Annotated in this window: 11 protein-coding genes; 7 read left to right on the top strand and 4 right to left on the bottom strand. The window is 66.8% G+C overall.

Annotated features, from left to right (window positions below):
- The 3 genes from FSZ13_RS18355 to uvrA form a co-directional block, all read right to left on the bottom strand.
- The coding region (locus FSZ13_RS18355) for a hypothetical protein (protein ID WP_222116592.1) at nt 1-204 on the bottom strand (204 nt) is incomplete at its 3' end.
- Nucleotides 205-320: 116 nt separating this feature from the next.
- Nucleotides 321-728, bottom strand: a complete 408-nt coding sequence (locus FSZ13_RS04860) for an acyl-CoA thioesterase (protein WP_145478255.1) — start codon at nt 726-728, stop codon at nt 321-323.
- Entirely contained in the window at nt 728-3733 is a 3006-nt protein-coding gene (gene uvrA, locus FSZ13_RS04855) for an excinuclease ABC subunit UvrA (RefSeq protein ID WP_145478254.1), read from the bottom strand. The genes FSZ13_RS04860 and uvrA overlap by 1 nt, the downstream gene beginning before the upstream one ends.
- 259 nt (nt 3734-3992) lie before the next feature.
- Between uvrA and rplU the strand changes: the two genes are divergently transcribed.
- From rplU to cgtA, 3 genes are all read left to right on the top strand, one after another.
- Entirely contained in the window at nt 3993-4310 is a 318-nt protein-coding gene (gene rplU / locus FSZ13_RS04850) for a 50S ribosomal protein L21 (RefSeq protein WP_145478253.1), read from the top strand.
- Between the two features lie 15 nt (nt 4311-4325).
- Nucleotides 4326-4586 carry a 50S ribosomal protein L27 gene (gene rpmA, locus FSZ13_RS04845; RefSeq protein WP_070209175.1) on the top strand — a complete coding sequence of 87 codons (261 nt, stop codon included), beginning with the start codon at nt 4326-4328 and terminating at the stop codon, nt 4584-4586.
- 143 nt (nt 4587-4729) lie between these two features.
- Complete coding sequence (gene cgtA, locus FSZ13_RS04840; protein ID WP_145478252.1) at nt 4730-5779, top strand: Obg family GTPase CgtA; 1050 nt, start codon at nt 4730-4732, stop codon at nt 5777-5779.
- A 130-nt stretch (nt 5780-5909) separates the two neighbouring features.
- Here the strand turns inward: cgtA and rpsT are convergent, their stop codons facing one another.
- Nucleotides 5910-6179 (bottom strand): 30S ribosomal protein S20, encoded by a 270-nt coding sequence (gene rpsT, locus FSZ13_RS04835; RefSeq protein WP_017354922.1) that lies wholly within the window; start codon nt 6177-6179, stop codon nt 5910-5912.
- A 116-nt stretch (nt 6180-6295) separates the two neighbouring features.
- On the opposite strand from rpsT, the gene murJ reads away from it, so the two are divergent.
- The 4 genes from murJ (at nt 6296) to lspA (ending at nt 12319) form a co-directional block, all read left to right on the top strand.
- Nucleotides 6296-7900, top strand: a complete 1605-nt coding sequence (gene murJ / locus FSZ13_RS04830) for a murein biosynthesis integral membrane protein MurJ (RefSeq protein ID WP_145478551.1) — start codon at nt 6296-6298, stop codon at nt 7898-7900.
- A 125-nt stretch (nt 7901-8025) separates the two neighbouring features.
- Nucleotides 8026-8973 carry a bifunctional riboflavin kinase/FAD synthetase gene (locus tag FSZ13_RS04825; RefSeq protein ID WP_145478251.1) on the top strand — a complete coding sequence of 316 codons (948 nt, stop codon included), beginning with the start codon at nt 8026-8028 and terminating at the stop codon, nt 8971-8973.
- A complete protein-coding gene (ileS, locus tag FSZ13_RS04820; protein ID WP_145478250.1) occupies nt 8970-11801 on the top strand; it encodes an isoleucine--tRNA ligase in 2832 nt (943 codons plus the stop codon). Before FSZ13_RS04825 ends, ileS begins: the two co-directional genes overlap by 4 nt.
- Nucleotides 11801-12319 carry a signal peptidase II gene (lspA, locus tag FSZ13_RS04815; protein WP_145478249.1) on the top strand — a complete coding sequence of 173 codons (519 nt, stop codon included), beginning with the start codon at nt 11801-11803 and terminating at the stop codon, nt 12317-12319. Before ileS ends, lspA begins: the two co-directional genes overlap by 1 nt.
- The last annotated feature ends 26 nt before the right edge of the window (nt 12320-12345 follow it).

Raw genomic sequence — 12345 nt, 5'->3', positions numbered from 1 at the left:
GCCCGCCGCGTCGGTGATGCGGGTCGGGCGCGGACCCGCCGCGTCGGTGATGCGGGTCGGGCGCAGACCCGCCGCGTCGGTGATGCGGGTCGGGCGCGGGCCCGCCGCGTCGGTGATGCGGGTCGGGCGCGGACCCGCTGCGTCGGTGATCCGGGTCGGGTGCGATGCCGCCGCGTCGGTGATGTGTGTCGGGCGCGGACCCACCGGTAGGGTCGCTCCCCAGACGACCGCACGCGGAGTGTCCACGAGCGGTAGGGTATGACCAAAAACGCAGAAGCCTGCTGAACGAAACAGGCCGCCTCATCGGCGGCCTGTCTGATTCAAGTGGACGCGTTGCGGATCGCGTCCGGCAGCGGGGCGCTCTTGCCGGTCTGGGTATCCATCCACACCACCACTACGTTGCCGTCCGAATACAGCGTGCTGTCGTTCTTCTGGTCCACGATGCGGTGGCCGATGGTCACGCTGCTGTTGCCGAGGCGCTCGACGAACAGTTCCACCACGATGTCGTTCGGCCACACGATCGGCAACCGGTAGTTGACGTTGGTGGCGGCCACCACCGGGGCGATGCGGTCGGTCATGGAAACGCCTTCCACGCCCAGCATCCAGCGCACGCGCGCCTCTTCCAGATAGGAAATGTACTTCGCGTTGTTGACGTGGCCCATGCTGTCCATGTCGCGCCAGCGCACGCTGATTGGTACGCGGGCCAGGATCTTGTGTTCGTCGCTCATTACTTCTTCTTCGCCTTCGTGGTCTTGGCAGGGCTGGTCTTGCTGGGGGTTGCCGCACGCTTGGCGGCCACCGCCTTTTTGGCCACCTTGGCCGGCTTCTCCGGCTTGGCCTTGCGCGGCGGACGGGCGTCGGGCTTGTTGGCTACCGCCGCCGGTGTTTCCGGGCGCGCGCTGACCGAGGGCAGCATCTTGGCCAGGAACTGGCCGGTATACGACGCCGGGTGCGCGGCCACGTCTTCCGGGGTGCCGGTCACCAGGATGGTGCCACCGCGGTGGCCGCCCTCCGGACCCAGGTCGACGATCCAGTCGGCGGTCTTGATCACGTCCAGGTTGTGTTCGATCACCACCACCGTATTGCCTTCGTCGCGCAGCTTGTGCAGCACGCCGAGCAGCGCTTCGATGTCGTGGAAGTGCAGGCCGGTGGTCGGCTCGTCCAGGATATACAGCGTGCGCCCGGTATCGCGGCGCGACAGTTCCTTGGACAGCTTCACGCGCTGCGCTTCACCGCCGGACAGCGTGGTCGCGCTCTGGCCCAGCTTGATGTAGCTCAGGCCCACGTCGACCAGCGTTTCCAGCTTGCGCGCGATGCTCGGCACCGGCTCGAACAGCTTCAATGCATCTTCGACGGTCATCTGCAGCACGTCGTTGATGTTGTAGCCCTTGTACAGGATCTCCAGCGTTTCACGGTTGTAGCGCTTGCCATGGCACACATCGCAGGGCACGTACACGTCCGGCAGGAAGTGCATTTCCACCTTGATCAGGCCATCGCCCTGGCACGCCTCGCAGCGGCCGCCGCGCACGTTGAAGCTGAAACGCCCCGGCGAATAGCCGCGCGCACGTGCTTCGGGCACCTGCGCGTACAGCTCGCGCAGCGGCGTGAACAGGCCGGTATAGGTGGCCGGGTTCGAGCGCGGGGTGCGGCCGATCGGCGACTGGTCGATGTCCACCACCTTGTCGAACAGGTCCAGCCCGTCCACCGACTTGTACGGTGCGATCGGATGCGAGGAGCCGTTGATCTCGTTGGCGGCCAGCGAGAACAGGGTGTCGTTGATCAGCGTGGACTTGCCCGAACCGGACACGCCGGTGATGCAGGTGAGCAGGCCCGACGGAATGTCCAGGTCCACGCCCTTGAGGTTGTTGCCGCTGGCCCCGCGCAGGTGCAGGGTCATCTTCGGATTCGGCTTGTGCCGGCGCGCCGGGATCTCGATCGCGCGCTTGCCCGACAGGTACTGGCCGGTGAGCGAGCGCGGTGCCTCCAGGATGTCCTGCAGGGTGCCCTGGCCGACGATCTCGCCGCCGTGCACGCCCGCGCCCGGACCGATGTCCAGCACGTAGTCGGCCAGCCGGATCGCGTCTTCGTCATGCTCGACCACGATCACCGTGTTGCCCAGGTCGCGCAGGCGGGTGAGGGTGCCCAGCAGGCGTTCGTTGTCGCGCTGGTGCAGGCCGATGGACGGCTCGTCGAGCACGTACATCACCCCGACCAGGCCGGCGCCGATCTGGCTGGCCAGGCGGATGCGCTGCGCTTCACCACCGGACAGGGTGTCGGCCTTGCGCTCCAGGGTGAGGTAATCCAGGCCCACGTCGACCAGGAAGCCCAGGCGTTCGCCGATCTCCTTGACGATCTTGCCGGCGATCTCGCCGCGCCAGCCGGGCAGGGTCATGCCGCTGAAGAACTTCAGCGCTTCGTCGATCGGCAGTACCACCAGTTCCGGCAGCGCACGGTCGGCCACGAACACGTTGCGCGCGGCCTTGTTCAGGCGCTGGCCCTGGCATTCGGGGCAGTTGCGTTCGCTGATGTACTTGGCCAGCTCCTCGCGCACCGCCGCCGATTCGGTTTCCTTGTAGCGGCGTTCCAGGTTCGGAATGATGCCCTCGAAGCGGTGCTTGCGCTGGGTGCGGCCACCGGCTTCGGTGAAGTAGGTGAAGGTGATGGTTTCATCGCCGCTGCCGTACAGCACCGCCTGGCGCACGCTCTCGGACAGGGTCTGCCACGGCGCGTCCACGTCGAACTTGTAATGCTTGGCCAGCGAGGCGATCAGCTGGAAGTAGTACGCGTTGCGGCGGTCCCAGCCGCGCACGGCACCGGCCGAGAGCGACAGCTCCGGGTGCACCACCACGCGCGAGGGGTCGAAGAACTCGGCCATGCCCAGCCCATCGCAGCCCGGGCAGGCGCCCACCGGCGAATTGAACGAGAACAGGCGTGGTTCCAGCTCCGGCAGCGAGTAGTCGCACACCGGGCAGGAGTACTTGGACGAGAACAGCACCGGCTCGGCGCCTTCCACGTCCAGCGACTGCACCGAGACCATGCCGTCGCCCAGCTTCAGCGCGGTTTCGAAGCTTTCGGCCAGGCGCTGCTTGATGTCCTCGCGCGGGCGGAAGCGGTCGATCACCGCCTCGATGGTGTGCTTCTGGCGCAGCGCCAGCGGCGGCACCGCATCGATCTCATGCAGCACGCCGTCCACGCGCACGCGCACGAAGCCCTGCGCGCGCAGCTGGTCGAACACCTGCGCGTGTTCGCCCTTGCGCTCGCGGATCACCGGGGCCAGCAGCATGTAGCGCTGCTCCGGGTCCAGGGTGAGCACGTGGTCGACCATCTGGCTCACGGTCTGCGCTTCCAGCGGGTAGCCGTGGTCCGGGCAGCGCGGGCTGCCGACGCGGGCGTACAGCAGGCGCAGGTAGTCGTAGATCTCGGTGATCGTGCCGACGGTCGAACGCGGGTTGTGCGAGGTCGACTTCTGCTCGATCGAGATCGCCGGCGACAGGCCTTCGATATGATCCAGGTCCGGCTTTTCCATCACGCTCAGGAACTGCCGGGCATACGCCGACAGCGACTCCACGTAACGACGCTGGCCTTCGGCGTAGATGGTGTCGAACGCCAGCGACGACTTGCCCGAGCCGGACAGGCCGGTGATGACAATGAGCTTGTCGCGGGGGAGGTCGAGATCGATGTTCTTGAGGTTGTGCGTCCGCGCGCCGCGGATGCGGATGAAATCCATCGCCATGGGGGATCCGTTGTGGGGCTCTGGCCGGCAATCGGTCAGCCTACCGAGCTTGGGATTTGGGGGCAATCAGCGACATTGCCAGCCCTGCGTCTCATCTATTGAGACCTGTGGGGCCTGAACCTGAACAGGGTTCAGCCTGTCCGGCGTCAGGGCAGGGGGTGGGTTGACCCGGGGTGGGGGGAGTCATTAAAATCCCGCTTCTGTCCGCCCTCGATGGCGGCAGTCCATAGACCACAATAACTACAGAGGAAGTCTGGTCATGTACGCAGTACTGGTAACCGGCGGTAAGCAATACCGCGTGGCGCAGGGCGAAACGCTCCGCGTTGAAAAGCTCGAAGTCGAAGTCGGCAACGAGATCAAGTTCGAAGAAATCCTGCTGCTGGGCGACAGCGATGGCATCAAGCTGGGCGACGCGCTGAACGGCGCCTCGGTCACCGCCAAGGTCGTGTCCCAGGGTCGTGCCGACAAGGTCCGGATCATCAAGTTCCGTCGCCGTAAGCACCACATGAAGCGCCAGGGTCACCGTCAGTACTACACCGAAATCGAGATCACCGGCATCGCCGGTGGCAAGAAGTAATAAGGAGAAGCAGTCATGGCACATAAGAAGGGCGTAGGCTCATCGCGCAACGGTCGCGACTCCAACCCGAAGTACCTCGGCGTCAAGATCTTCGGTGGCCAGGCCATCGATGCCGGCAACATCATCGTGCGTCAGCGCGGCACCCAGTTCCATCCGGGCGCCGGCGTCGGCCTCGGCCGTGACCACACCCTGTTCGCGCTGGTCGACGGCAAGGTGGAGTTCTCGGTGAAGGGCCCGAAGAAGCGTCGTACCGTCAGCGTCGTCGCCGAAGCCTGATCTTCGCGATACGCAGGCGCCGCCCCCGCCCCGGCGTGGGGCCGCCGACGAAAGCCCCGCTTCGGCGGGGCTTTTGTTTTTCACGTTAGACTCTGCGGTCGGGCGCTTTCCCTGCCCACCGCCTCCAGTTGGCAACCAGAATCATGAAACTTGTAGACGAAGCAGAAATCCAGGTTACCGCCGGCAATGGCGGCAACGGCTGCGTCGGTTTCCGTCGCGAGAAGTTCATTCCGCTGGGCGGCCCGGACGGCGGCGACGGCGGCAATGGCGGCAGCGTGTACATCCGCGCCGACGAAAACCTCAACACCCTGGTCGACTTCCGCCACGAGCGCATCTTCAAGGCGCAGCGCGGCGAGAACGGCATGGGCCGCCAGGCCTACGGCAAGGGCGGCGAAGACCTGATCATCACCGTGCCGGTCGGCACCGTGGTGATGAACGTGGCCACCGATGAAGTGATCGGCGACCTGACCCAGCACGACGACATCCTGCTGGTGGCCAAGGGCGGCAAGGGCGGCCTGGGCAACATGCACTTCAAGAGCTCCACCAACCGCTCGCCGCGCCAGTCGCTGCCGGGCGAAGAGGGTGAAGAGCGCCTGCTCAAGCTGGAGCTGAAGCTGCTGGCCGATGTCGGCCTGCTGGGCTTCCCCAACGCCGGCAAGAGCACCCTGATCCGCGCCGTGTCCGCTGCCACCCCCAAGGTGGCCGATTACCCGTTCACCACCCTCTACCCCAACCTGGGCGTGGTGCGCGTTGAGAACTACCGCAGCTTCGTGATCGCCGACATTCCCGGCCTGATCGAGGGTGCGGCGGATGGCGCCGGCCTGGGCGCGCAGTTCCTGCGCCACCTGCAGCGCACCCGCCTGCTGCTGCACCTGGTGGACATCTCCCCGATGGAAGGCGGCGTGGAAATCTCGCCGATCGAGCAGGTCCGTGCGATCGAGCGCGAGCTGGAAAAGCACGACCCGGAACTGCTGGAAAAGCCGCGCTGGCTGGTCCTGAACAAGGCCGACCTGATGTTCGAGGACGAGGCCAAGGCCGCGGCCGATAAGATCATCGCCGAACTGGGCTGGACCCAGCCGTGGTACCTGGTCTCGGCGCTGGGCCGTGAAGGCACCTGGCCGATCATGACCAACATCATGGCCTTCTTCGACCGCCAGAAAGAAGACGAAGCGGATGCGCGCAACGCGCTTTGACGCTGTCCGGTCTTCAAAGGGAAACCCGGCTTCGGCCGGGTTTTTCTGTGGGGCGGGGCACACAAAAAACCCGGCCGGGGCCGGGTTCTTTTCCTGCACGCCGCGCGTGGCGCGGCGTCGCAGTGCCGTATCAGGCGGCCTTGAGGGCCTTGATGCGCGCGGTCAGGCGGCTCTTGTGGCGAGCGGCCTTGTTCTTGTGGATCAGACCACGCGAGCTGAAACGGTCGAGGATCGGCTGGGCGACGGCAAAGGCTGCCTCGGCGCCGGCGGCATCGTTGGCATCCAGAGCCTTGATCACCTTCTTGACAGCGGTGCGCAGCATCGAACGCTGAGCCGTATTGCGCGCGTTGCGCACGACGGTCTGCTTGGCGCGCTTCTTGGCGGACTTGATATTGGCCACAGTGGTGGTTTCCTGAAAAATCGGTGTAATGGGAACAGCAAGCTGGAAAGTATGATGGCTCGAAAAATGTACGTCAAGTCAATTGTCAAGAGGAAACACGGGTGAGTTCACCAAGGATGTTGCGCGGGTTGCTGTCCTTCAGCAGCATGACCATGATTTCGCGGGTGCTGGGGCTGGTCCGCGACCTGGCCGTGACCACCACCTTCGGCACCAATGCGGTGACCGATGCCTTCTGGGTCGCCTTCCGGGTGCCCAACTTCCTGCGCCGCCTGTTCGCGGAGGGCTCCTTCGCCACCGCCTTCGTGCCGGTGTTCACGGAAGTGAAGGAAACCCGTTCGCATGAGGAGCTGCGCGAGTTGATGTCGCGGGTCGCCGGCACGCTCGGCGCAGTGCTGATGCTGGTCACCGCGCTGGCGCTGATTTTCGCGCCGCAGCTGGCCACGCTGTTCTCAAGCGGGGTGGAGACCGACCCGGCCAAGCACGGCCTGCTGGTGGACCTGTTCCGGCTGACCTTCCCGTTCCTGCTGTTCGTTTCGCTGACCGCGCTGGCCGGTGGCGCCCTGAACAGTTTCCAGCGCTTTGCGATGCCGGCGCTGACCCCGGTCATCCTCAACCTGTGCATGATCGCCGGCGCGCTGTGGCTGGCACCCCGGCTGGGCGGCACCCCGGAAAAGCAGATCCTGGCGCTGGGCTGGGCGGTGCTTGCCGCCGGCGTGCTGCAGCTGCTGTTCCAGCTGCCCTCGCTGCACGGCATCAACCTGTTGACCCTGCCGCGCTGGGGCTGGCGCCATCCGGGCGTGCGGAAGGTGCTGACCCTGATGGTGCCGACCCTGTTCGGCTCCTCGGTGGCGCAGATCAACCTGCTGCTGGATACGGTGATCGCGGCCAAGCTGACCGATGGCTCGCAGTCGTGGCTGTCGCTGGCCGACCGTTTCCTGGAACTGCCGCTGGGCGTGTTCGGGGTGGCGCTGGGTACGGTGATCCTGCCCGCGTTGGCCCGCCATCATGTGAGTACCGACAAGGCCGGCTTCTCCAGCGCGCTGGACTGGGGCCTGCGCACCACGCTGCTGATCGCCGTGCCGGCCATGCTCGGCCTGCTGCTGTGCGCCGAGCCGCTGATCGCCACCCTGTTCCAGCACGGCCAGTTCACCGCGTTCGACACCCGCATGACCGCGCTGTCGGTGTATGGCCTGAGCCTCGCGCTGCCGGCCTTCGCCCTGCTGAAGGTGGTGCTGCCGGCGTTCTACGCCCGCCAGGACACCCGCACCCCGGTGCGGGCGGGCCTGGTCGCGCTGGTGGCCAACATGGTCTTCAACTTCATCCTGCTGGCCGTGCTCTACCACCTGATGGTGCCCGAGGCGCTGAAGGCGCAGGGCGTGTGGGTGGCCCTGGGCAAGCAGCCGGGCCTGCACCTGGCGCTGGGCATCGCCAGCGCGCTGTCCAGCTACCTGAATCTCGGCCTGCTCTGGTACTGGCTGGGCAAGACCGACGTCTACCAGCCCAAGCCCGGCTGGGCCGGCTACGTGACCCGCCTGGGCCTGGCCTGCGCGGCGATGGTGGCGGTGCTGCTGGGCCTGCTGCAGCTGATGACCGACTTCACCGACATGGACAAATGGCACCGCATCGGCAACCTGGCCCTGCTGGTCGGCGGCGGCGGCCTGACCTACCTGATTGCCCTGGTCGCCATGGGCTTCCGCCCGCGCCACCTGCGCGAGCATTGATCTACGACCACATCGCCACCACCTGTAGAGCCACGCCCTGCGTGGCTGCTTCCCTTCAACGCCCGGCTATACTTGAGGGTCATGCATTGCAACACATTGGCCCGAATGGGCCGGATCTCCATCAGATGAGCACCTTGTTCCGATCCATCGAAGGCGGGCCTCTGTTCCCGCACGGAAGCGTGGTCTGCATCGGCGCATTCGACGGCCTGCACCTGGGCCATCGTGCGCTGGTGCGGCATGCGGTGGCGCGTGCCCGCGCGCTCGGCGTGCCGGCCGTGGCGGTCGCCTTCGAACCGCTGCCGCGCGAGTACTTCGCCCAGGGCGAGCCGCCGCCGCGGCTGACCCTGGCCCGCGACAAGGTGGCGATCCTGCAGGGCTTCGGCGTGGACGCCATCGGCCTGCTGCGCTTCGACGCGCGCATGGCCGCCATGCCCGCCGAAGCCTTCGTCGAACAGCTGCTGGCCCAGCGCCTGGGCGCCCGCGAAGTGTGGATCGGTCCGGAATTCTGCTTCGGCAACCGGCGTCGCGGCGACCTGGCCCTGCTGCAGGCGATGGGCGGACCGCTGGGCTTCAGCGCCGGCGAAATCGAAGCGGTGGACCTGCACGGCGAACGCATTTCCGCCACCCGCATCCGCCAGCTGCTGCGCGACGGCGACTTCACCCGCGCCGCCGACCTGCTCGGTCGCCCCTATGCGATCAGCGGGCGGGTCGTGCGCGGGCGCCAGCTCGGCCGCACCCTGGGCTTCCCGACCGCCAACCTGCGCTTTCCGAAAACGCCGGCGCTGGCTGGCATCTACGCCACCTGGGTGCACGGCGTGTTCGACCAGCCGTGGCCGTCGGTGTCCAGCTTCGGCACCCGTCCCACCGTGGACGGCGTCGAGCCGCTGCTGGAAGCGCACCTGTTCGATTTCCAGGGCGACCTGTACGGTCGGCACATCGAAGTCGAGTTCGTGGCCAAGCTGCGCAACGAAGAAAAGTTCCAAGACCTGGCGGCACTGACCGACCAGATGCACCGTGACGCCGATCAGGCCCGTCACATCCTTTCCGAACACAGATTGCGAGCCACTGCGTGAGCCAGGACTACAAAGCCACCCTTCATCTGCCGGCCACCGAATTCCCGATGCGCGGCGACCTGCCCAAGCGCGAGCCGGGCATTCTGTCGCGCTGGGAGGACGAGGGCCTGTACGCCCGCCTGCGCGAAAACGCGCAGGGTCGCCCGCTGTTCGTGCTGCACGACGGCCCGCCGTATGCCAACGGCCAGATCCACCTGGGCCATGCGGTCAACAAGATCCTCAAGGACATCATCGTCAAGTCGCGCTACCTGGCCGGCTTCGATGCGCCCTACGTGCCGGGCTGGGATTGCCACGGCCTGCCGATCGAAATCGCGGTCGAAAAGAAGTGGGGCAAGGTCGGCGTCAAGCTGGATGCCGTCGAGTTCCGGCAGAAGTGCCGCGAATACGCCGAAGAGCAGATCGAGCTGCAGCGCCGCGACTTCAAGCGCCTGGGCGTGGTCGGCGACTGGGACAACCCGTACAAGACCCTGAGCTTCGATTTCGAAGCCAATGAAATCCGTGCGCTGTCCAAGATCTTCGCCAACGGCCACATCGTGCGCGGCGCCAAGCCGGTGCACTGGTGCTTCGACTGCGGCTCGGCGCTGGCCGAAGCGGAAATCGAGTACCAGGACAAGACCTCGCCGGCCATCGACGTGGCCTACGTCGCACGCGACAGCGCACAGCTGGCCGCGCGCTTCGGCGTGACCCTGCCGGCCGATGTCGAGGTCGCCGTGCCGATCTGGACCACCACGCCGTGGACCCTGCCGGCGTCGCTGGCGGTGTCGCTGGGCGCGGACATCCAGTACGCGCTGGTCGAAGGCCCGGCCCACAACGGCAAGCGTCGCTGGCTGGTGATCGCCGCCAGCCTCGCCGAGCGCGCGCTGCGCCGCTATGGCGTGGAGGAAGTGCTGGCCCACGGCCATGCCGCCGGTGCCGCGCTGGAAAACCTGCTGCTGGCCCACCCGTTCTACCCGCAGCGGGACATCCCGCTGCTCAACGGCGCGCATGTGTCCGATGAGGACGGTACCGGTGCGGTGCACACCGCCCCCGGCCACGGCCAGGAAGACTTCGTGGTCAGCCAGCAGTATGGGCTGATGGACACCTACACCGCCGCCCAGATCAACCCGGTCGACGGCCGTGGCGTGTACCTGCCGTCCACCCCGCCGGCGGGCGAGGTGGTGCTGGCCGGCGTGCACCTGTGGAAGGCGCAGCCGCTGATCGTGGACGTGCTGCGCGACTCCGGCGCACTGCTGGCGTTCGTGGAGATCGTGCACAGCTACCCGCACTGCTGGCGGCACAAGACCCCGGTCGTGTTCCGCGCCACCCCGCAGTGGTTCATCTCGATGGAAAAGGCCAACCTGCGCAACGACGCGATGGCCGCCATCGACAACGTCGGCTGGTTCCCGAGCTGGGGCAAGGCGCGCATCGGCAGCATGGTCGACGGACGCCCGGACTGGTGCATCAGCCGCCAGCGCACCTGGGGCGTGCCGATCGCACTGTTCACCCACCGCGAAACCGGCGAGCCGCATCCGCGCACCGTCGAGCTGATGCTGCAGGTGGCCGACCGCGTGCAGCAGGGCGGCATCGATGTCTGGTATGCGCTGGACGCCGCCGAACTGCTCGGCGATGACGCCGCGCACTACGAGAAAGTCACCGACATCCTCGATGTCTGGTTCGACTCGGGCGTCACCCACGAAGGCGTGCTGCTGGAGCGTGGCTTCGGCAAGCCGGCCGACCTGTACCTGGAAGGCTCGGACCAGCATCGCGGCTGGTTCCAGTCCTCGCTGCTGACCGGCGTGGCCATCGACAAGCACGCCCCGTACAAGCAGTGCCTCACCCACGGCTTCACCGTGGACGAGAACGGCCGCAAGATGTCCAAGTCGCTGGGCAACGGCATCGAGCCGCAGGACATCATGAAGACCCTGGGCGCGGACATCCTGCGCCTGTGGATCGCCTCGGCGGACTACAGCAATGAAATGTCGCTGTCGCAGGAGATCCTCAAGCGCAACGCTGACGCCTACCGCCGCCTGCGCAACACCGCGCGCTTCCTGCTCGGCAACCTGGACGGTTTCGATCCGGCCCGGCACCTGGTGGCGCCGGCCGACATGGTCGCGCTGGACCGCTGGATCGTGCATCGCGCCTGGGAAGTGCAGGAGAAGATCAAGGCTGCCTACACCGGCTACAACATGGCCGAGATCGTGCAGCTTCTGCTGAACTTCTGCAGCGTCGACCTGGGCTCGCTGTACCTGGACGTGACCAAGGACCGGCTGTACACCATGCCGACCGACTCGCGTGGTCGCCGTTCGGCGCAGACCGCGATGTACCACATCGCCGAAGCGTTCACCCGCTGGGTGGCCCCGATCCTGACCTTCACCGCCGACGAGCTGTGGGGCTACCTGCCGGGCGCGCGCAAGGACAACGTGCTGTTCGCCACCTGGTACGAAGGCCTGGCCCCGCTGCCGGCCGACGCCCCGTTGAACGCGGCCGACTTCGACCAGCTGCTGGCCCTGCGCGAGCAGGTGGCCAAGGTGCTGGAGCCGATGCGCGCCAACGGCGCCATCGGTGCCGCGCTGGAAGCGGAGATCACCGTGGCCGCCAGCGAAGACACCGCAGTGCGCTGGCAGCCGCTGGCCGATGAGCTGCGCTTCCTGTTCATCAGTGGCGACGTGAGCGTGCGCCCGGCGACCACCGACGAGGTGTTCGTCAGCGCCCAGCCGACCAGCAAGCAGAAATGCGTGCGCTGCTGGCACTACCGCGCAGACATCGGCACGGTGGCCGCCCATCCGGAACTGTGCGGTCGTTGCGCAAGCAACGTCGACGGCGCCGGCGAAGACAGGAAGTGGTTCTGATGGCCGCCCCGCGTCCGCGCCCGAGCGCGCTGGTGTGGCTGGTGCTGTCGGCCGCCATCATCATCCTCGACCAGTGGAGCAAGGCCTGGGTGCTGTCCAGCCTGCCCGAGTTCCAGCCGGTGCCGGTCATCGACGGTTTCTGGAACTGGTACCGCACCTACAACACCGGCGCTGCGTTCAGTTTCCTGAGCGACGCCGGCGGCTGGCAGCTGTGGTTCTTCACCGCGCTCGCGGTGGGCATCAGCGGCCTGATGGCGTTCTGGCTCTCGCGCACCCCGCGCGCGCACTGGCGCAGCGCGGTGCCGTACGCGCTGGTCATCGGCGGCGCGATCGGCAACGTGATCGACCGCCAGGTGCACGGCCACGTGGTCGATTTCATCCAGTGGTACGTGGGTGAGCACTATTGGCCCGCGTTCAACATCGCCGACGCCGCGATCGTGGTCGGTGCCATCGGCATCGCCGTGTTCGGCCTGTTCGACGGCAAGGCCGCCAAAAAGGCGGATAATGCCAACCCGTAACCCACCGCCGGCCGCTGCCGGGAGAC

The organism is Stenotrophomonas rhizophila (assembly GCF_007667275.1).
Lineage (GTDB): Bacteria > Pseudomonadota > Gammaproteobacteria > Xanthomonadales > Xanthomonadaceae > Stenotrophomonas > Stenotrophomonas maltophilia_AE.
Note: the sequence above shows the minus strand (reverse complement) of the source record. Positions and strands in the feature narration are given on the sequence as shown.